The organism is Bacillus sp. B-jedd, assembly GCF_000821085.1.
In the GTDB taxonomy this organism is placed as follows: Bacteria; Bacillota; Bacilli; order Bacillales; family Cytobacillaceae; genus Bacillus_D.
Genome location: NZ_CCXR01000001.1, coordinates 4,221,884 through 4,241,043, shown reverse-complemented (window position 1 = coordinate 4,241,043; position 19,160 = coordinate 4,221,884). Strand labels below are relative to the sequence as shown.

The window sequence follows — 19,160 nt, the reverse complement described above, 5'->3', positions numbered from 1 at the left end:
TAAATATAGGTGATATCGATTGGAAGCTAAAACAGTTAAAGAAACTCGTGTTGTTCAAACAGACCAAGTTTTAATTAATGATTTGAACAATTATCATACGTTGTTTGGCGGAGTATTAATGAAAAAAATGGATGCCTGCGCGACACTTTCGGCGCGGCGGCATTCACGGATTAAGGAATGTGTGACCGCGTCGACTGACTCGGTAAATTTCCTCGAACCAATCCGCCAAAGCGACTCGGTTTGTATTGAGTCGTATGTCAGTTATACAGGCAAAAGGTCAATGGAGATTTTTTGCAAGGTCATTGCGGAAGACCTTGAAACCGGGAACCGCAGGCTTGCCGCCACTGCGTTTCTGACATTTGTTCCGCTTGATGAAAACAAGCGGCCGATGGAAGTTCCGGCGATTATCCCTGAGTCGGAGGAGGAAAGATTTCTTTTCGAGACAGGGAAGGAGCGGGAGCGTATCCGGAAACTAAAAAGGGAGCAAAACAAAGAACTTATAGTAAATCTTTCGTTGGGCAAGCCTTGGGATTCAAAATAAAAGGAGCGAAATAACATGCTGGTTGCATCAAGCTATACAGAATTAATAAAAGCGCAAATGGCGATTGAAAATTTAAATGAGGCAAAACCTTCCCTTTATGAGAAGTTTATGAATATTATTAACCTGACTCGGCAATTCCAATTTGGCTATCAATTTATGGGTTCATTGATTATGGATGAGGATGCGCGTAAATTCCAGCCAAAGCCTCTGAATGAGTATGTATTGTCCGTATATCTGAGGGAAATTGAAAAATTAAAATCAGACAATAAATTTATTGAATTAAAAGAGCTGCTTAACACGTATAAGAAAATCAGCTACACGAATCTTAGCAGGCTGGCGTTGGGTGAGAACCCAAAAGAATTGGTAGGACCGACTTTGGTTCGCTAAATACCGGCAATAAGGAAATCTTTATAAAAAAACAGGCCACCGGGCGGATGCACCGGTGGCCTTTTGCCAGTATCGTTTTATTTACTTGTCATTCGCGAGGAAGTTGTAAATATTGGCTTCACCCTTGCCGTAAAGCGGGTCAGCACCGACTTTACCGAAGTCAATGGCGCTCTGTCTGATGGCCGCTGCTACCTGGGCAGGCGAGTACTCAGGGTGGGCTGCTTTAATGACGCCTGCTACGCCGGCCACTTTCGGAGCTGCCATGGATGTGCCGTGCAAATAAGAGTATCCATGCCAGTTTCCATCACTGAATTGAGTCGTTGCATTACTGGCAACCGGATACGATGGATAAGTGGACAGTGTCCTGTAAGTGAAATCACGCTTATCCAAGTAGTTGCCCTTAGGATCATTACGGTACAATTCATCATACAATGGACCGTTATCCCCGCCAGGACCTGCAACATCGATGGCATTTCCATAGTTGGAGTAGAAGGCGATACTATTCTCTGACCACTCATTTGAAGAAGAAACGGTTATGACGCCAGGAATTTGGGCAGGCACGACACGGGATGGACCTTTAATATCGAGCCCATAGGTCTCCTTCCAATACGCTTGCATATCATGAATGTTATTAAGATCTCTTGAATCGTTACCTGCGGATACTACAACGGTGACACCTTTCTGGACGGCATATTGGATTGCGCGCTGATAAGCGACCATGGAGGCCGAGTCACCTTTTTCATCCAGGTTATGCGCCATCCAGCGCCATCCGCCAATCGACATATTGATGACTTCCACGCCATCATTGGCCGCAGCTACGATGGCATCGGTAATCCATGATTGCTGTGCTCCGCCAGTTGCCCCAAAAACTCGATACGCGCGTACAGTCAGCTCAGGGCCTACACCTTTAACTTTTCCGTTGGCAGCGATTGAGCCGGCAACATGAGTCCCATGGCCGTTTTTGTCCCAGGCATCAGTCGTGCCGGGTACAAAGGTTTTCGAGCCCGCTTCATCGGCATTATCTTTTAAGTCAGGGTGGTTGAAGTCGATTCCGGTATCAATGACCGCGACAACCGTATCTTTATTGCCTTTGTTCAATTTATAAGAGTCACCGTCGTTGGTCAGGCGGTGCATATCCCATTGCTTGTCCCAATAGCTGTCCGCATTTGCATCAAGTGTAACTTTCTGGCCGTTAGGCGTCCCTGGGGTGAATTGGACCTTATCATCCGGATCGGTTTCCAGATACGCCTCTAGTTCGCGGCCGGCTGATTGAATACTAGTATCCTTTTTTACTTTTGTGAGGAAAGTTGAATCGGCAGAAGCGGCCTCTACTATACCGATTTCAGGAATGACCCTTTCGACCGTTCCACCAGCTTTTGAAATAGCATCAGCATAATTGCCAGGCAGCTTTCCTTTATAGGCGAGTACATAATACTCCTTTTCTGGTGCTGCGTTTGTTTTACCCGATTGGGCACCCATTAATAACGAAAAGGATAGCATCGTGCAAATAGATAGAAAAGCCAGTTTCTTCTTCATTCAATTTCCTCCTATGTATAAAGAGTGATGGACGAGCATGAAGATATCCTATAACAAAAAACAAATACTAGTTGTCGATTTAATAGAGTTACAATTAAAAATAGTTAGACAATTTACAACATAACGATAGGTTAAATTATTCAAACACATAACATAAAACTTCAACAGCCTGGTCGACTGTTTCGACCGTGACATTCGCTCGATTGGAAAGCTCCTTCAATGGATGAATTAGGGATTCAGGTCTAATAAGGATAGTTGGTTTGTTCATGGCGATTGCCATGCTGGCATCCATCGCCGTATTCCATTGTTTGTATTTTTCTCCGAACAGCGCGATAACGATGTCTGCCTTTTGCAATAAAACCTGTGTCCTGAAATTGTTAATATCGGAAGCAGCGTCATCCTTATAATAATTGCCCGGCTGTTTTCCGAGGATCGCTTCCCCAATATCATCCGATCGGTCATGATTTGTCTGCGGCCTTACAAATACAAGCGGCAAATCCCTTTCCCTCGCCTTTTTCTCTACCTCCTCTCGCCAATCATCATGAATCTGGCCAGCCAAATACACAGTTAACTCCACTTGACCCCTCCTAACAAAAGTTTCCTACATATCAATACTAGTAAAATTCTAAACTACAATCAAAAAAACACCCGCCCCAAAGCGCCTAACTGGCAAAAATGGTACAATATGACTATTAGAATGAGGCAGGAGATGGTTCCAGTGCCTCAATTCAAAATTAATATGGATAGATAAAAACGAGGAGAGACGATGGAACAATTTTTTGAAGAATATGAGGATGCGAGTCTGTACGATAAAGAGAATACTCGAATAGGTGAAATTCCATTTCTTAAAGAGCTGGCGCTGCAAATGAAAGGGCCGATTATTGACCTTGCCTGCGGAACTGGCCGTCTAACTATTCCGTTGGCCAGGGAGGGGCATGAAATGATAGGGATTGATGTCCATGAAGGGATGCTACAGGCTGCAAAAGAAAAAAGCCGCCAGGAAAGCCTGAATATCAATTGGAGCAAGCAAGATTGCACAAATTTTGATTTAGGAATAAAAACAGATTTCATCTATTCAGGAGGCAATTCGTTTCAGCACTTTTTAACAAATGAAGACCAGGATGGCCTATTCAATCGTGTATCATCGCATCTTAACCCTTTGGGCCTGTTTGTTTTTGACACGAGATTCCCGAGTGCTGAGGAACTGCTGCAGCCGCCAAGGGAGGAATACTGGACTAATTATATAGACGCGGACACAGGGTTTAAGGTGGAGCTATCAACCATCAACCACTATAATGCCATCGAACAAGTCCAATATTATACGACCTTCAGAAGATACGTGAAAGAGGGTCAAATCATGAAGGAACTGAAAACACGTGTAAACCTGCGTTATGTCTATCCGAAGGAAATGGAGCGGCTGGCAGAAAAGCATGGATTTAAAATAATCAACGTCTACGGAGACTGGGGTCGTAATCCATTAAGCCAGGAAAGCTATGCAATGGTTTATGTATGTCAAAAAGTGTAACTCGCAAATTCGGCATGTTACGCTACGGATCAATCAACGATTGAGGGACGAATCAATGCCCGAATATGCAGATTTCCCATTGTGCTATAATAGGTGGCGATATATAGAAAAACATAAAAATATTACCAAATGGAGGAAATGGGGAACTATGAGTAATTTGCCGAATTGCCCAAAGTGTAATTCTGAGTATACGTATGAGGATGGGGCTTTGTTCGTTTGCCCGGAGTGCGCGCATGAGTGGACACGGGAAAGCATGGAAGCGAGCGAGGCTGAAAAGGTTACGAAGGATGCCAATGGGAATGTCCTGACTGATGGGGATTCCGTAACAGTCATCAAGGATTTGAAAGTTAAGGGAAGCTCCACTGTCCTAAAGCAGGGAACGAAGGTAAAAAGCATCCGAATTGTCGAAGGGGACCACGATATCGATTGCAAAATTGACGGTTTCGGGGCGATGCAATTAAAATCCGAGTTTGTTAAAAAGCTTTAATTCTGGCTGTAAAAAGGCCGGTGAATAGCTTGTGAACTGGATCATAGATTAATTTTGCAAAAGCAAAAAGCAGGAGCCGCCAACGAAAGCGGCCTCCTGCTTTTTTATGCTTCAAATTCACTCATCAAGGCGTGGACATTGTTTTCCGTGTCCTTAAAAAATGCCATCCATGTTTCGGTCTGCCCCATCTTGGCAATCAAATGCGGCTCATCGATGAACTGGACACCCTTTTCCTTTAGGGCCCCATATGCCTCATTTATATCCGCAACCTGAAAATAGATGACCGAGCTTGGATGGTCGAATTCCTCCTTTTCTGGCAGGCTTAAGAGCAGGCGCAGGCCGTCGCAATCAAAGAACGCAAGATTGCCCGTATTGAATAAAAGGGGAAGGCCGAGCTTGTCCTTGTAAAACTCCACCGCACGGTCAAAGTCTTTAACCGGCACCCCGATTTGACCTACTTTTTGAATCAATCCTTTATCCACTTCCAGTTCCCCCTTAGCGTTTTTTGCCGCAAAATATTTTTTTCTAATAGGTTGAAATAAAGATTGATATTGCCGATGGCAACAGGGTGGTTGATTTCCGCTCCGGGCATTTCGCTTTCCGCGGGGCGTCAAAGCAGCTGCATGAAATAGCTTCCTGTGGATTTGCGACGAGCTGAACAGAGCCTCCTTGAATATACTTTGGCGCAGGAGCAGTTAGGAGCCTCCTCGGCGCCTGCGCCTGTGGGGTCTCCACTTGCCGCTCTATCCCGCAGGACAAACAGCTTCTTTGAATTGGCTTTGCACGAAGGAAATGCGTTAGCATTAAGGAAAGCTTCCAAGAATAATCCTCGCACGAAATTATGCGTTAGCATAATTGAGGATTTTCGAGGAATCTACATGCCTGAGCAGTTAGGAGCCTCCTCGGCGCCTGCGCCTGTGGGGTCTCCACTTGCCGCTCTATCCCGCAGGACAAACAGCTTCTTTGAATTGGCTTTGCACGAAGGAAATGCGTTAGCATTAAGGAAAGCTTCCAAGAATAATCCTCGCACGAAATTATGCGTTAGCATAATTGAGGATTTTCGAGGAATCTACATGCCTGAGCTCCAATCAACCAGCTTTGTCAAATAAAATAGTGTAATTATTAAGTTCAACCTAATGGTTGTTAAAATTTTCAGATAAGTCCATTATACATAACCAGCCAGGAAATCTCTTGGAAAAATTTAACCTAAGGGGTCATTTTGCAAAAAGAAAAAGGGCGCGCTTCATGCGCGTCCCGGTTCTGTTACCATTCCTTTGGTTCATAATTCAAATCAGCGAAAAGGCGGGCTTTTTCTTTTTTCGTTAAATCCCTCCACTGGCCGACAGGGAGGTTCCCGAGTTCGATATTCATAATGCGGATTCGCTGGAGGCGGTACACCTCATAACCAAGCGCTTCACACATGCGGCGGATCTGCCGGTTCAGCCCCTGGGTCAAAATGATTCTGAAGTCATATTTGGAAAGCTTTTCGACCTTGCAGGGGAGGGTCTTGGTGCCGAGAATTTTCACGCCTTCAGACATCTGTGTCACAAACTCGGGCGTGATTGGCTTGTCCACCGATACGATGTATTCTTTTTCGTGCCTGTTCTCAGCACGCAGGATTTCGTTGACGATATCTCCGTCATTCGTGAGAAGGATCAGTCCTTCTGAATCCTTGTCGAGGCGGCCGATATTGAATACTCGCAGCGGATGATTGACAAGGTCGACGATATTGCCTTTTACGTTTTTCTCGGTTGTACTCGTGATACCGACCGGCTTATTTAACGCGAGATAGACGTTGTTCCTGGCAACACGTATTTGTTGGCCACTTACCCGTACATCATCGCCAGGATTGACCTGGCTTCCGATCTTCGCAATCTTGCCGTTAATGGTCACTCTTCCATCCGCGATAAGCTTGTCAGCGCCGCGCCGCGACGTTTTTCCGGAGTCACTAATAAATTTATTCAGACGCAATTTGATTCCAACCCTCTGTTTAAAATTATTGTTTCCCTAACAATACAGCAGAAACTGCCTGGAATGCAAAAGACGTAAAAGGATTTGCTGATAAAATCTTTTCCTCAAAATAAACTTCCCATTTTATCTATCTGCAAAACGGGAATATAGCGGCGTTCGTTCTGCGATTACCCCAAAGTGATGAAAAGCAACAAAAAAGCAGCTACGCTAAGCTGCTTTTTGCAAAAGGGCTATTGAATGATGCCGCTGTAAACGAGGCCACCGTCAAAGTCGACGATTTTCAGCCTTCCGGTATTTTTTACGAGAATGCTCTTATATTCGGCTTGTCCACGGCTGTTTTTCAAAAGAAGTACCCGCTTGTATGGGTTGTTTTCAGTGATTACAATCGAATAGTCGGCCAGGTTGACATGATCTTCAAGGATGGAGTACTCCGGAAGCTGTGTCACATCCACTTGGGAAGACTGCTGCTTATAATCTGCATTCCTGTTAGTGTTTTGCATGCCGGTTTCAGAGTGGCGAGTGGAAGTCTGGATAATGTTAAGGTTGTCGTCAGATGCAGCCGCGGCATATGTATCAGCCGTTGAAATTGTTGACTTCTCCTTTGGAGCCGCCTCGTCGGCCTGGTTTCCGCATGCTGCCAGGATGGATGCGCTTAAAATGACAAGTAAAGATTTTTTCATATCTATCTCTCCCTTTCTTGTTGATATTCTACATAATAGACAGGAAGATTTAGATTTCTCTGAGAAAAAGATTAGAATTTCATGAGAGCACATAATCCGCTTTTTTATGGAATTTCAGTTGCGTAAAAACAAGCCCTACCTGGCCAGTGACTCTAAAAAAGCCTCGACGGTTCTTTTACTCTTCATGATCGGTGAATAAATGGAAGAAAAAGTCCTTGTAAAATTCAGGCCTTTTAAGGGGATGATAGAGATGTCTCCATGTTTTATTTCCCTTTCCATTACGCTTTTGGACAAAAGGGACAGGCCCAGCTCTTTCATCATGCTTTCCTTTATCCCTTGATTGCTACTGATGGTCAGCAAGGATTTTACCCTTATGCCATTTGAACGGATGAAATGGTTAAAGTATTCACGCGTTCCCGACCCTTCCTCCCTGGCAATCCATTCCTGATCCTGCAGTTCGGAAATATCCACTTTGTCACGGCCGGCCAGGGGGTGGGCGGGCCCGGAGGAGATGAACAGTTCATCCTTCATAAAAGGCTGGGTGATGAGTTCTTTATCCGTTGAATGGCCCTCAATCAAGCCGACATCCACCTCGAATAGGCGTACAGATTCAATGATTTCATCTGTATTGCCGATCAGGATATGCAGTTCAAGAGAAGGGTATTTCTTTTGCAGGGCGGGAAGCATGGATGGCAAAATATATTCCCCAATCGTGAAGCTGGCGCCAATGATCAGTTTTCCCCGTACGGCGTTATGATGTTCAAGGATATCTTCTTTTGCTTGTTCATACAGGGTGATGATTTGCTTTGCCCGGTTATAAAGGATTTCGCCTGTTGGTGTGATTTGAAAGGATTTCGGGGACCGGAGGAACAACTCGGTTTGGAATTCCTTTTCCAGGTTTTTAATATGCAGGCTCACACTCGGCTGCGAAATATGCAGTTTTTCGGCTGTTCTCGTGAAATTTCCGGTTTCGGCAAGGGTTATAAAGGTCCTTAACGCATCATAATACAATTTTATCCCCTCCTATCATTAATAATCTTAATAGTATCAATTATATATATGTATTTTACTAATAATCGTTGGTTGATTAAAATAAAAACATACAAAAACTATCAGGAAGTGACACATATGGTAAACGGACTCGATCAAGCAAACAAGCAAGGGAGGACGGCTGCTTTTTTGAAAGGGCTCGGCATCACGCTGTTGATTGCGATCATCGCAAAAGCTTTATCCGGGCTGCCGTTCCTTTCGATCATGGGGCAGCTTGTTATTGCAATTCTGCTAGGAATGGCATGGCGGGCTGCGTTTGGCTTTAACGAAACCTATAAACCGGGCATTGCTTTTGCCAATAAAAAATTGTTGCGCTTCGGTATTATCCTGCTTGGAATGAGGTTGAATCTCGCCGATATTTATGAGGCGGGCGGCAAGGTCTTTTTGATAGCGGCAGTGAATATCGTCTTCGCGCTCGTGGTTGTTTATTGGCTGGCCAAGCTGTTTGGAACGGAAGAAAAGCTGGGAGTTTTGACTGCATGCGGCACAGCCATATGCGGCGCTGCGGCTGTCGTTGCCATTGCTCCGCAAATCAAGGCGAAGGAAGAGGAAACGGCGGTAGCGGCGGCGATCGTTGCGATACTCGGAACGATTTTCACCCTGGCTTATACTTTGCTTTATGCGGTATTCAACATGACGCCGACGGTTTACGGGGTATTTGCCGGTGGCACCCTGCATGAGGTCGCCCATGTGGTTGCGGCGGCAGCTGCGGGCGGGAATGATGCGGTCGACATTGCGGTCATCGTCAAGCTGACTAGGGTTGCCCTGCTTGTACCGGTAGCTCTATTGATTGGATTTTTCATGCAAAAGAAGACGGAAGGAGCAGGCGGCAGAAAGCTTTCCATGCCGGCCATCCCTTGGTTCATCTTTGGTTTTATCGCGATGAGCGGGTTTAATACACTCGGAATCGTCTCTGAAACGGTGGCAGGGTATATTGTGGCAGCTGCGTATCTCCTTATTGCGATGGCCATGGCCGCGCTTGGCATGAATGTAGAGATAAAAACTTTCCGTAGGTTGGGAATGAAGGCTTTCACGGCCGGCCTGATCGGTTCTGTCCTCTTGTCAGTGTTTGGTTATATTCTTGTGGCAGTTTTGCATATCCAATAAGGCAGTTACGGTTTAAGTGCTCGCGATTTGGGAGTGTCTTTGAGGAATTAAATAGAAAGCCTAAAAAAGTCAGTAAGCCAGCGGCCAAGGCCGCTGGCTTTTTTCACGCTTCCGGGCGAGCGCCTAATGGCGGGATTGGAAATAAAGCATATCGTATTGGAAGGAATGAATATAGTGAGGCACTGGAAACATCCACCTGCCTCACTCCTGGGGGTGAAGGCATTGAGGAATATTGCGGTTGTGTATCGGATGAATACGAAGGTGATTGCGCAGAACGGGAATATTAATGTGGGGTCGACTGTGCAAAATAGCCATACGGCGAATGTGAAGGTAGCGGGGGCGTGTTTTGCGTTTGGAGATGGTTCGAAGGTGGTTGAGTATCAGAATGAGGTAAATGTGGTCGATGTGAATAAGAGCGAGCAAAGTGAGTCTTCGGGATAAAATGCGGTTTTAACCTTTTGCATTCACTGGGCATATATATAACCAATGATAGGTTGGGAGGGGAGTATATGCCCACGAATATAAATATATACAGCATTAAAATCAATAATATATCGAATAACGGTTCCCTCAATATAGGCGATGCGCTCCATAATTCGCCTACCGCCAACACGAAAGCGCAAGGGACCAACTCTTCTTATGGAGATATATCCCCAACGACATCAGGAATGGAAAACGTCTTTATTGATCCAGATGTAAATGACCAGGGAGATATTGCAGGAACAGATACTGTAAATGCTAAGCAATTTTGAATATTTTCCATCTTCCTTTGAAAGGAGCCAATCATGCCTTATTTTATAAATATTTTCAGTGTAAAAACAAACGGGATTACGCAAAATGGAAACTTGGATATAGGCGCGGTTATCCATAACAGCCATACCGCCAATTCAAAGTATATCGGCGCCAATTTCTCCCTCGGGGATTTATCTCCAAGTTCGTCACTGATGGGCAATAACAGCGTCGATCCCGATGTCAGCGACCAGGATCAAATTGCCAACCCATCTTTGCCAATCAGCAATCAATTTTAGAAGTAAATTTAGAGGTGATCAGAGATGCTGCCATTACCGTTTTTTAAGAGAGGACTGCCAAAATGGCTTGGCGAGTCTTATTTTAACAACGATATTCATAAGTTTGTCCAGGATATCGTCGATAGATCAATTTCTTCTTCCATGCAGCAGGCGGACATACTCGAAAAATCAACGGCTGCTGAAATCGGGGGGGAGATGGAGATAAAGACAGCTGAATCTTTGCAGGTGACGACTTTTGAAAGCCACGATCATGTTTATGTGAAAATGTACATCAAGGACCCCGAGACGCTGTCTAGCCTGAAAATATTCCACAATTCCAACCAGCTTATGGTTGAAGGAATCCCAAACCCTGAAGCACGCCAGGTCATTACCCTTCCATCAATTGTCAGAATGAAGGATTCCGTCTCGGAATACCGCGATCATTACTTGCAAATAAAAATGAAAAAAAGAAATGATCCGCAGTTTACTGAAGTAGCTGTGCCTCCCGCCGACTAAAGGGATGGCTGCTTCATGATTTTTTTGCAAAAGGAGGGGCCAAAGAGGTGGATGCGGACAAAATAAAGCAGTGGATCGAGATGACCCAGAAATATCAAAACGGAAGGTTCTGGGAGATGGTCTTTGAAGAAAATCCGCCGGGCACAGTCTTGGAAGAGCAGGTTACCACCAATGGACGGCAAAAGGAAAATCATGAAACCGGCAAGTATCCAAAAACAGATATCTTTCTGACTGACACGGATGTCATCCTTCTCGTGGAAATACCGGGCGCGATCCGGGAAGACATGGGTTTGTCTGTTTCGGGGAATAAGCTGACCATCAGGGGCATCCTCCATGCGCCGATGATAAACGGGACGACTGTGCTGAACGAACGGAAATATGGTGAATTCCAGCGTACCATCGATTTGCCGGAGCCGGCTGAGAGCAAAGGAATGCATGCCAGATTTGAAAACGGCCTGCTTATTATTACTTATCCGAGGAGATATGTGAGGGAAGAGACCATTATGATCCGCTGAAAACGATAACTTTGAAGGTGTGAGCGATATGCCCTTGAAAAGAGTCGGCGAGGATGACACTTTTATAGGAGAGAATCTTCCCGAAAAAATCCTCGCCCTAGTTATCCAAAAAACAATCAAAGAGGAAATGGAACCAATTTACCGGACTCTAAATGAAATGGCGGGGCGGATGAAAAGGCTGGAAGAACGGATGGGTGAGTGGGAGCAGCTTTGCAGCGGGCAATTTGGCATTGGACAAATTTCAATGAACACGACGGGTAGTGGTGGTGGCTTGGGGCAAAGTCCACAGAAAATGGAGCAGAAAGCTGGCGAGGGAGGCCCTTCGGCTGGAAGTCCTGCGGTCATCTATCAAGAATTCAGGGTGGAGCGGCTGTTTATTGAAAAATTTGACCAGATCACCAATCTTGGGAATTTGGGTATCCGGGAATTGAGCGGCCAATTAACGATTGGAACAACGTATGAAAGTGATGCCATCCCCGAGGAGTCTGTTAAAGGAATAAAGGAAGACCAAGATAAAATGAAGGAAATCATTGATGAATTCAAACAGAAAAAAGAAATGGTGGAAAAGAGCGGCGAAAAGGAGTGAAAGCAAATGTAGATGGCAGGGTCATCAGCATTTGCTTTTCACTTTTTTTGTGTAAAATGGGTGTAGGTTAATTTGCCGCCCAGGAGGTTCAATATATGGTGACGATTAAGGAAATTGCAGAAAGGGCAAGGGTTTCCCGGACAACCGTTTCACGGGTGCTGAATAATTCGGGTTATGTTAGCGAAGAAGCGAAGAAGCGGGTTATGAAAATTATCGAAGAAACTGGATATATCCCTAGTGAGAACGCCAAATCACTTCGGACAAAAAAGACGAAGGTCATCGGGGTTATTTTGCCAAAAATCAGCACCGAAACATCGAGCCGGCTTGTCAGGGGAATGGATGAGGTGCTGGCCAAGGAAGGATACCAAATCCTGCTTGCGACTTCGAATCTTGAACCGGAGAAAGAAATAGAGTACTTAAAGCTGCTGAAAGGCAGGCATGTGGATGGAATCATTCTGTCAGCGACGAATGTGAACCGGGCATTGATAGAAGAAATCCACCGGCTGAAAATACCGTTCATCACTGTCGGGCAATATATCCAGGGACTGACGAATGTAATTTTCGATGATTATCAGGCTTCGAAGGATCTTGTTCAGTTATTCATTCGCAGGGGGCATGAAAGGATTGCGTTTATCGGGGTTAGCGAGACGGATCGTGCAGTCGGCCTCGAGCGGAAGAAGGGCTACCTAGATGCCATGAGGGAAAACAGTCTCCCGATTGAGGACAGTTGGATTCAAACAGGAGTATTTAACACAGAATCCGGGTATGAAGGCATGAAAGCGATCTTGGACACTTCAACTAAGAAACCAACAGGGGTCGTGGCCGTGACAGACCGCCTTGCCATTGGGGCGATGCAATATTTGAAAGAAGCGGGTCTGGGTATCCCGGATGATATGTCGGTCGCGGGCATGGGAGGTTCCGAGCTTTCCCGGTATATGGCACCTTCGTTAACGACCATTGATTTTTCGTTCGAGGAAGCCGGGCGTGAAGCGGCGGGACTAATGCTGGAAAGTATGAGTTCCGAAAATTTCCAGGAAAAAATTAAGATAGTTCCTTATAGACTTATTGAACGAGACACCATATAATAAGTGTGTAATCGATTCCATAAAGAAAAATGCAATCGATTACACTTTATTTTTTATTATTGTGGAATCGATTCCACATTAGGCATCCAGTGAAACCAGGCTATTTCTTCAGTCTTCATCGAAGAGTTTGATTCCAAAGTTTTCAAGAAATAGTTTAATCTCTCATCATTTGTGTAATTGATTCCATAACTAACAAAACAGGGGTGAAAGAAATTGTCGGAAAATCAAAGAATTGCTGAAGAGTTAATTGAAGCTGTCGGCGGCAGGGAAAATATCCATTCTGTTGCCCATTGTGCCACGCGCCTTCGCCTCATGGTCAACGATAAGGACAAAATCGACCAGGAGCGGGTGGAACAAATCAACAAAGTAAAAGGAGCCTTTTACAACTCGGGCCAATACCAGGTAATCTTTGGCACGGGAACGGTCAACAGGATTTATGAAGAGGTTTCCAAGCTAGGCTTTGATACAATGTCAGCTTCCGAGCAAAAGAAGGAAGCAATAAAAACCGGCTCGAAATTCCAGCGTGGCATCCGGACGTTTGGTGATGTCTTTGTTCCAATTATTCCTGTTCTTGTCGCAACCGGATTGTTCATGGGATTACGCGGGCTCGTCATGCAGGAAGAAATTCTGAAGATTTTCGGATATACGCCTGACCATGTTCCGGAAAATTTCTTGCTCTTTACACAAATTCTTACTGATACCGCCTTTATTTTCCTTCCTGCGCTTGTTGCCTGGTCGACTTTCCGAGTGTTTGGCGGAACGCCGATCATCGGTCTCGTTCTTGGTCTGATGCTTGTTGGACCGGCCTTGCCGAACGCATGGGGGGTAGCTGGCGGTGATGTTGAGCCGCTCCTGTTCTTTGGTTTCATCCCAGTGGTCGGCTACCAGGGGTCGGTTTTGCCAGCCTTCATTGCCGGTATCTTAGGCGCCAAGTTGGAACGGATGATAAGAAAGCGGGTCCCGGAAGCACTCGATCTTATTCTAACCCCATTCCTGACACTGTTGATTATGATAGCCCTTTCGCTATTAGTCATCGGCCCGATTTTCCATACCGTTGAACAAGGGATTCTTTCCGCAGCGACAAAAGTTCTTGCATGGCCATTCGGAATCAGCGGCCTTCTAATTGGCGGACTTAACCAGATTATCGTTATTACGGGTGTCCACCATATCTTTAATATGCTGGAAATCCAGCTTCTCGCAAAATATCACTACAACCCGTACAATGCCATCGTTACATGTGCGGTTGCGGCTCAGGCTGGCGCAGCTCTTGCGGTGGGAATGAAGACAAAATCGACAAAGCTGAAGGCGCTCGCTTACCCGTCCTCCATTTCAGCGCTCCTTGGAATTACTGAGCCTGCAATTTTTGGGGTCAACCTCCGTTACGGAAAGCCATTTTTGATGGGCTTGATCGGCGGAGCTGTCGGAGGGTTCCTCGCTTCCCTTCTGAAATTGAAGGCAACAGGAATGGCGGTCACCGTTATTCCAGGAACACTGCTTTATTTGAACGGACAGATTTTGCCTTATATCCTCGTTAACCTTGTCGCTATCGGCGTCGCTTTTGCCCTGACTTGGATGTTTGGATACTCGGATAAAGTGAAAAAGGAAATAGAACAGCAGTAAAGTGGAAAGGGAGGCGGGGAAACTTGCCTCCTTTTTAACAGCTTAAAATAAAAGGAGGATCTCCTATGAGTGAGAAACAGGAACTCCTGATCAAAAAGGCGTATGAAGAAGTCGAAAAGCATAAAAATGAAGTGGAAAATGACCCGTATCGGCTTGCGTACCACCTGATGCCGCCGGTGGGTCTTTTAAATGATCCAAACGGGCTTGTCCAGTTCAATGGTGTTTACCATGTGTTTTACCAGTGGAATCCGTTTGAGACAGCACACGGCGCGAAGTTCTGGGGACATTACTCGTCTAAGGATATGATTAATTGGCGCGAGGAGCCGGTTGCCCTGGTCCCAAGTGAATGGTATGAAAAAAATGGCTGCTATTCCGGCAGCGCGATTGAGTGGGAAGGCAAGCTTTATCTTTTTTATACCGGGAATGTCAAACTGGAGGACGGAACACGGGAAACGTATCAGTGCCTGGCTATATCCACGGATGGCATTCATTTTGAAAAATTCGGGCCTGTCCTGAATCTGCCGGAAGGCTATACGGCCCACTTCCGAGATCCGAAGGTGTGGAGGGCGGATGGCCGCTTTTATATGATTCTTGGAGCCCAGACGCTGGAAGAAAAAGGCGCGGCTGCCTTATTTGTCTCGGATGATCTGTATAATTGGCTGCCGGCCGGGCGGGTCGCGGGTGCCGGGATGAATGGGCTTGGCGAGTTTGGTTACATGTGGGAGTGTCCCGATTTAATTCATCTAGATGGGAAAGATGTCCTGCTTGTTTCGCCTCAGGGGCTTGAGCCAAGCGGATATTTGTACAATAACATCTTCCAGTCCGGTTATTTCACCGGGAGGCTGGATGGTACATCGGCGCAATTTGAGCACGGTCCTTTTACAGAGCTTGACCGCGGCTTTGATTTTTATGCTCCGCAAACCTTTTTGGCGGACGGGGGCAGAACGATCCTCTATGCGTGGATGGGCATTACTGATGAGGCGGAGGCTTATCAGCCGACTGTGGAAAAAGGCTGGGTCCACGCTCTGACGATCCCGAGAGTGCTTAGCTTGAAAGGGGATAAGCTATTTCAGGCACCAGTCGAGGAAATGAAGATGCTGCGCAAAGACGAAATGATTATTCAAAATGCAAAGACAGCAGAAATTACCGGATTAAACGGAAAGGCCGCTGAACTGCTGCTCGATACAATCCTGGTTGGGGCAGGCGATTTTACAATTCGTTTCAGGAACGAAGCCGAACTGTGTTATGATGCGGACAAGCGGGAAATGAGCCTGCAAAGGAGAAATTTCAGGACCGGAAATCCCGAAACAAGAACATGTAAGCTTGCCGAATTGAACAGTCTTCATATCTTCATGGACCATTCGTCTCTGGAAATTTTCATCAATGGCGGTGAAGAAGTGTTTACGGCACGTTATTTCCCGAATCCCGGGGATGAGTTGATTTCTTTTCACGGCGATGCGGAGTTCAATTTTGCAAAATGGACCCTTGATAAAATGCAAATAGGACGAATTTTAAATAGAGGTGGATTATGAACGGTGTTCTATGTTTAGGGGAAGCCCTGATTGATTTCATCCCTTTAAATTCTGATAATCTGTCATACCAGAAGGCCCCGGGCGGCGCTCCGGCAAATGTAGCGGTCGGGATCGCAAAACTCGGCGGGAAGTCAGCGTTTATCGGAAAGGTCGGCAATGATGTCCTCGGAAGCTTTTTGAAGGAGACTCTTGAAGGATATGGTGTTGACACAAGCCCGATGGTTCTTGGTTCGGAACCCCGGACCGGCTTGACTTTCGTCACCTTGGAACCATCCGGCGAACGTAGTTTTAGTTTTTATATTAACCCTAGCGCGGATCGTTTTTTGCAAAAGGAAGAACTCGATCCATCTTTGTTTGAGAAGAACAAGGTTTTTCACTTTGGTTCGATTTCGTTGATCGGCGAGCCTTCGAGATCAGCTACCTTGTGGGCGGTAAAGAAGGCAAAGGAAGCGGGCATGCTCGTTTCATATGACCCGAACCTCCGCCTCGGCCTTTGGGAGTCCGAGGAACAGGCTCAGGAAACGATCCTATCTGTCCTCCCGTATGCCGATATTCTCAAGGTTTCCGAAGAGGAACTACTCTTTCTGACCGGCAAGAGCAGCTTTGAGGATGGGATCGCGCAGCTGCCGAAAATTCCGTTGATCCTCCTGACACTGGGAGGGGAAGGAAGCTTGTACTTTTTCAATGGGCAAACAGGCAGGGTTCCTGCCCTTGCCTGTGAAGTGGTGGACACGACGGGGGCGGGCGATGCCTTCGTATCGGGCATCCTTTATTCACTCAACGAATTGGAAAAGCAGCTCGATGAACTTTCTGAACAGGAAATCAGGGAAATGGTCCGATTCGCATCCATTTCAGGCGGCCTGGCTGTCGCAAAAAAAGGCGCGATGACCGGCCTGCCAACCTTGGAGGAAGTCCGCGAAAAATTGAAAAGCGAAACGGAGTAAAAGCAGCCCACCGGGGAATTACTTTTGGCAAAAATGGAACGAAAAACCTAGTCGGAATATCCCGTACGAAAGGTTGACAGATTTGTCAGAATAGTATAGTCTAGGGCATATAATTTAATACAACCACCTCACTTTCATACAGTGAGGTAGAGGCGCGATATTTAACAGTCCTTGGTGGAGCCCGAGAAGCTTTGAACCCAAGGAGAAGGAAATATCGCCGAAGTGGGCAGTATACTCGGTATTGCCTGCTGGGCCTGCAGTTAAGAGCTGCAGGACTGTCTCAATAAACGACCCAGTTTGTTGAGTTGTGCTATCTCATCGGGATTAAAGAGAGGATTTAGGGGCAATATGTACATGTTGCGGCCTGAGTTTATCTCAGGCCGCTTTTTGGTGTTGCCCTAATATTATATGGAGGGGGAAATTCAAATGAAAAAAAGGGGAATTTTATTTCTGGCATTATTGATGACTGTCATGCTCGCACTATCAGGCTGCGGCAGCAGCAAAAGCTCAGATTCGTCGAAAGGCGGTACGTTTAAGGTAGGTCTAGAGGCAGGTTATCCGCCGTTTAACTGGACGCAAAAGGACGATTCGAATGGCGCAGTGAAAATTGAAGGGACTTCCGAGTATGCGGGCGGTTATGATGTGGAAATCGCCAAGAAAATCGCTGATTCCCTTGGCAAAAAACTCGTCATTGTCAAAACAGAATGGGATGGCCTTGTGCCGGCGCTGACTTCCGGCAAAATTGACGCTATTATCGCGGGCATGTCACCGACAGAAAAACGCAAAAAGACTATTGATTTCTCTGAAAACTACTATAAATCGAATCTTGTCATGGTCGTGAAAAAAGGCGGCAAATATGAAGGGGCAAAGTCGCTTCCTGATTTCAGCGGCGCCAAGGTAACCGCCCAATTGAACACTTTCCATTATGATGTCATTGACCAGATTAAAGGAGTCAAGAAAGCTACTGCCATGGACAACTTCCCGGCGATGAGGGTGGCCCTTGAATCCGGCATCATTGACGGATATGTTTCCGAACGTCCAGAAGCTGTAAGTGCGTCTGCCGCAAATGACAATTTTGCCATGGTGGAATTTGAAGATGGCTTTAAAACATCTGAGGACGATACTGCTATTGCTGTCGGGTTGAAAAAGGGCAGTAAGCTGACCGATAAAATCAATGAAGTGCTGAAAGGCATTTCCGAAGAAGAGCAAACTAAAATCATGGATGAGGCCATTAAAAACCAGCCAGCTGCAGAATAAGAACGAACGTAAACCGGCTGTTGCATTTGCACAGCCGGTTTCATAGTGAAAAAGAGGAGGAGAAGCATGAGCATCCAGTGGATTATCACCATCATCACAGAAAACTGGCAAATGTTCCTGCGCGGAGCCGGAGTAACACTCTGGATTTCGCTTCTTGGAACGATCGCGGGAGCCATCATTGGTCTCATCGCTGGTATTATCCGGACGATTCCAAAGCCGGAGCGTGGCCCGAAGAAGATTGTATTAGCTGTCATTAATTTTATTTTATCCGCCTATATAGAATTTTTCCGCGGGACGCCGATGATCGTCCAGGCAATGGCCATTTTTTACGGCACTGCGTTGGCAACTGGGTATCAAATGAACGTGATGACTGCTGCGCTGATTATTGTTTCCATCAATACAGGGGCTTACATGGCGGAAATCGTCCGCGGCGGAATAATTTCCGTGGAAAAAGGCCAATTTGAAGCAGCCCAGGCCATTGGCATGAACCACTTACAAACCATGATGAATGTTGTTTTGCCACAGGTCATCCGGAATATCCTGCCGGCAACCGGCAACCAGTTTGTTATTAATATTAAGGATACATCGGTGCTGAACGTCATTTCTTTATCGGAACTATTTTTCATGACAAAATCTGTCGCAGGGAATAATTTCAGGTACTTTGAGTCATTCTTTGTGGCGTGTATCCTTTATTTTGTGATGACATTTGCTGTAACCAAAATCCTACGTTATTTTGAAAAGAAAATAGAAGGTCCGGATAGTTATAAAGTGATCGGGGAGGACATCACCCCTGCGCGCTAAGTTCTTGGGGAAG

The 19,160-nt window shown here is 45.9% G+C and carries 23 protein-coding genes and 1 riboswitch; of the genes, 17 read left to right on the top strand and 6 right to left on the bottom strand.

The genetic code is table 11. The features are described 5' to 3' along the window. Positions 1-19 precede the first annotated feature (19 nt). Positions 20-541, top strand: coding sequence for an acyl-CoA thioesterase (locus tag BN1002_RS20665; RefSeq protein WP_048827421.1), 522 nt, complete (start codon positions 20-22; stop codon positions 539-541). A 15-nt stretch (positions 542-556) separates the two neighbouring features. Then, a complete protein-coding gene (locus BN1002_RS20660; RefSeq protein WP_048827420.1) occupies positions 557-928 on the top strand; it encodes a hypothetical protein in 372 nt (123 codons plus the stop codon). Positions 929-1,009: 81 nt separating this feature from the next. Here BN1002_RS20660 and BN1002_RS20655 read toward each other — a convergent pair whose 3' ends face one another. Next, positions 1,010-2,464, bottom strand: a complete 1,455-nt coding sequence (locus BN1002_RS20655) for a S8 family serine peptidase (protein WP_048827419.1) — start codon at positions 2,462-2,464, stop codon at positions 1,010-1,012. A 136-nt stretch (positions 2,465-2,600) separates the two neighbouring features. Further along, positions 2,601-3,041, bottom strand: coding sequence for a YtoQ family protein (locus tag BN1002_RS20650; RefSeq protein ID WP_048827418.1), 441 nt, complete (start codon positions 3,039-3,041; stop codon positions 2,601-2,603). A gap of 189 nt (positions 3,042-3,230) precedes the next feature. Here BN1002_RS20650 and BN1002_RS20645 point away from each other — a divergent pair, with 189 nt between their 5' ends. Both BN1002_RS20645 and BN1002_RS20640 read left to right on the top strand, forming a co-directional pair. Then, positions 3,231-3,989 (top strand): class I SAM-dependent DNA methyltransferase, encoded by a 759-nt coding sequence (locus BN1002_RS20645; protein WP_048827417.1) that lies wholly within the window; start codon positions 3,231-3,233, stop codon positions 3,987-3,989. Positions 3,990-4,137: 148 nt separating this feature from the next. Beyond that, on the top strand, positions 4,138-4,476 hold the full coding sequence (locus BN1002_RS20640; RefSeq protein ID WP_048827416.1) for a zinc ribbon domain-containing protein YjdM: 339 nt from the start codon (positions 4,138-4,140) through the stop codon (positions 4,474-4,476). A 104-nt stretch (positions 4,477-4,580) separates the two neighbouring features. Here the strand turns inward: BN1002_RS20640 and BN1002_RS20635 are convergent, their stop codons facing one another. The 4 genes from BN1002_RS20635 to BN1002_RS20615 form a co-directional block, all read right to left on the bottom strand. Further along, the gene (locus tag BN1002_RS20635) at positions 4,581-4,958 is read right to left on the bottom strand and encodes a VOC family protein (RefSeq protein ID WP_048827415.1); all 378 of its coding nucleotides are present in this window, start codon (positions 4,956-4,958) and stop codon (positions 4,581-4,583) included. 781 nt (positions 4,959-5,739) lie between these two features. Beyond that, positions 5,740-6,447, bottom strand: a complete 708-nt coding sequence (gene rluF / locus BN1002_RS20625; RefSeq protein ID WP_048827413.1) for a 23S rRNA pseudouridine(2604) synthase RluF — start codon at positions 6,445-6,447, stop codon at positions 5,740-5,742. A 230-nt stretch (positions 6,448-6,677) separates the two neighbouring features. Then, positions 6,678-7,127, bottom strand: coding sequence for a hypothetical protein (locus tag BN1002_RS20620; RefSeq protein ID WP_048827412.1), 450 nt, complete (start codon positions 7,125-7,127; stop codon positions 6,678-6,680). A gap of 135 nt (positions 7,128-7,262) precedes the next feature. Beyond that, positions 7,263-8,138 carry a LysR family transcriptional regulator gene (locus BN1002_RS20615; protein WP_048827411.1) on the bottom strand — a complete coding sequence of 292 codons (876 nt, stop codon included), beginning with the start codon at positions 8,136-8,138 and terminating at the stop codon, positions 7,263-7,265. Positions 8,139-8,255: 117 nt separating this feature from the next. Here BN1002_RS20615 and BN1002_RS20610 point away from each other — a divergent pair, with 117 nt between their 5' ends. The 13 genes from BN1002_RS20610 to BN1002_RS20550 all read left to right on the top strand — a co-directional run bounded on the left by BN1002_RS20610 (position 8,256) and on the right by BN1002_RS20550 (position 19,147). Then, positions 8,256-9,284 (top strand): YeiH family protein, encoded by a 1,029-nt coding sequence (locus BN1002_RS20610; protein ID WP_048827410.1) that lies wholly within the window; start codon positions 8,256-8,258, stop codon positions 9,282-9,284. A gap of 126 nt (positions 9,285-9,410) precedes the next feature. After that, on the top strand, positions 9,411-9,725 hold the full coding sequence (locus BN1002_RS24305) for a spore germination protein (RefSeq protein WP_048827409.1): 315 nt from the start codon (positions 9,411-9,413) through the stop codon (positions 9,723-9,725). A 68-nt stretch (positions 9,726-9,793) separates the two neighbouring features. After that, positions 9,794-10,036 (top strand): spore germination protein, encoded by a 243-nt coding sequence (locus BN1002_RS20600; protein WP_048827407.1) that lies wholly within the window; start codon positions 9,794-9,796, stop codon positions 10,034-10,036. A gap of 33 nt (positions 10,037-10,069) precedes the next feature. Then, positions 10,070-10,312, top strand: coding sequence for a spore germination protein (locus tag BN1002_RS20595; RefSeq protein WP_048827406.1), 243 nt, complete (start codon positions 10,070-10,072; stop codon positions 10,310-10,312). 24 nt (positions 10,313-10,336) lie between these two features. Then, positions 10,337-10,807 carry a hypothetical protein gene (locus BN1002_RS20590; RefSeq protein WP_048827405.1) on the top strand — a complete coding sequence of 157 codons (471 nt, stop codon included), beginning with the start codon at positions 10,337-10,339 and terminating at the stop codon, positions 10,805-10,807. A 47-nt stretch (positions 10,808-10,854) separates the two neighbouring features. Further along, positions 10,855-11,322, top strand: coding sequence for an Hsp20/alpha crystallin family protein (locus BN1002_RS20585; protein ID WP_048827404.1), 468 nt, complete (start codon positions 10,855-10,857; stop codon positions 11,320-11,322). 28 nt (positions 11,323-11,350) lie between these two features. Continuing rightward, positions 11,351-11,908, top strand: a complete 558-nt coding sequence (locus tag BN1002_RS20580) for a hypothetical protein (RefSeq protein WP_048827403.1) — start codon at positions 11,351-11,353, stop codon at positions 11,906-11,908. Between the two features lie 95 nt (positions 11,909-12,003). Beyond that, positions 12,004-12,993, top strand: a complete 990-nt coding sequence (locus BN1002_RS20575; RefSeq protein WP_048827402.1) for a LacI family DNA-binding transcriptional regulator — start codon at positions 12,004-12,006, stop codon at positions 12,991-12,993. A 213-nt stretch (positions 12,994-13,206) separates the two neighbouring features. Then, positions 13,207-14,613 carry a sucrose-specific PTS transporter subunit IIBC gene (locus BN1002_RS20570; protein ID WP_048827400.1) on the top strand — a complete coding sequence of 469 codons (1,407 nt, stop codon included), beginning with the start codon at positions 13,207-13,209 and terminating at the stop codon, positions 14,611-14,613. 65 nt (positions 14,614-14,678) lie between these two features. Then, positions 14,679-16,145, top strand: coding sequence for a glycoside hydrolase family 32 protein (locus BN1002_RS20565; protein WP_048827398.1), 1,467 nt, complete (start codon positions 14,679-14,681; stop codon positions 16,143-16,145). Next, positions 16,142-17,089 (top strand): aminoimidazole riboside kinase, encoded by a 948-nt coding sequence (locus tag BN1002_RS20560; protein WP_048827397.1) that lies wholly within the window; start codon positions 16,142-16,144, stop codon positions 17,087-17,089. Before BN1002_RS20565 ends, BN1002_RS20560 begins: the two co-directional genes overlap by 4 nt. 139 nt (positions 17,090-17,228) lie before the next feature. Then, positions 17,229-17,410, top strand: a riboswitch (Lysine riboswitch). A 105-nt stretch (positions 17,411-17,515) separates the two neighbouring features. Next, positions 17,516-18,346, top strand: a complete 831-nt coding sequence (locus tag BN1002_RS20555) for a transporter substrate-binding domain-containing protein (protein WP_048827396.1) — start codon at positions 17,516-17,518, stop codon at positions 18,344-18,346. Between the two features lie 66 nt (positions 18,347-18,412). Next, positions 18,413-19,147, top strand: a complete 735-nt coding sequence (locus BN1002_RS20550) for an amino acid ABC transporter permease (protein ID WP_048827395.1) — start codon at positions 18,413-18,415, stop codon at positions 19,145-19,147. The last annotated feature ends 13 nt before the right edge of the window (positions 19,148-19,160 follow it).

Coding starts and splice junctions, on each gene's coding strand:
- BN1002_RS20620 (WP_048827412.1), bottom strand. CDS start 7,127: ATGAAAAAATCTTTACTTGTCATTTTAAGCGCATCCATCCTGGCAGCA.
- BN1002_RS20595 (WP_048827406.1), top strand. CDS start 10,070: ATGCCTTATTTTATAAATATTTTCAGTGTAAAAACAAACGGGATTACG.
- BN1002_RS20565 (WP_048827398.1), top strand. CDS start 14,679: ATGAGTGAGAAACAGGAACTCCTGATCAAAAAGGCGTATGAAGAAGTC.
- BN1002_RS20560 (WP_048827397.1), top strand. CDS start 16,142: ATGAACGGTGTTCTATGTTTAGGGGAAGCCCTGATTGATTTCATCCCT.
- BN1002_RS20655 (WP_048827419.1), bottom strand. CDS start 2,464: ATGAAGAAGAAACTGGCTTTTCTATCTATTTGCACGATGCTATCCTTT.
- BN1002_RS20580 (WP_048827403.1), top strand. CDS start 11,351: ATGCCCTTGAAAAGAGTCGGCGAGGATGACACTTTTATAGGAGAGAAT.
- BN1002_RS20640 (WP_048827416.1), top strand. CDS start 4,138: ATGAGTAATTTGCCGAATTGCCCAAAGTGTAATTCTGAGTATACGTAT.
- BN1002_RS24305 (WP_048827409.1), top strand. CDS start 9,411: ATGGCGGGATTGGAAATAAAGCATATCGTATTGGAAGGAATGAATATA.
- BN1002_RS20590 (WP_048827405.1), top strand. CDS start 10,337: ATGCTGCCATTACCGTTTTTTAAGAGAGGACTGCCAAAATGGCTTGGC.
- BN1002_RS20555 (WP_048827396.1), top strand. CDS start 17,516: ATGAAAAAAAGGGGAATTTTATTTCTGGCATTATTGATGACTGTCATG.
- BN1002_RS20645 (WP_048827417.1), top strand. CDS start 3,231: ATGGAACAATTTTTTGAAGAATATGAGGATGCGAGTCTGTACGATAAA.
- BN1002_RS20575 (WP_048827402.1), top strand. CDS start 12,004: ATGGTGACGATTAAGGAAATTGCAGAAAGGGCAAGGGTTTCCCGGACA.
- BN1002_RS20610 (WP_048827410.1), top strand. CDS start 8,256: ATGGTAAACGGACTCGATCAAGCAAACAAGCAAGGGAGGACGGCTGCT.
- BN1002_RS20550 (WP_048827395.1), top strand. CDS start 18,413: ATGAGCATCCAGTGGATTATCACCATCATCACAGAAAACTGGCAAATG.
- BN1002_RS20660 (WP_048827420.1), top strand. CDS start 557: ATGCTGGTTGCATCAAGCTATACAGAATTAATAAAAGCGCAAATGGCG.
- BN1002_RS20600 (WP_048827407.1), top strand. CDS start 9,794: ATGCCCACGAATATAAATATATACAGCATTAAAATCAATAATATATCG.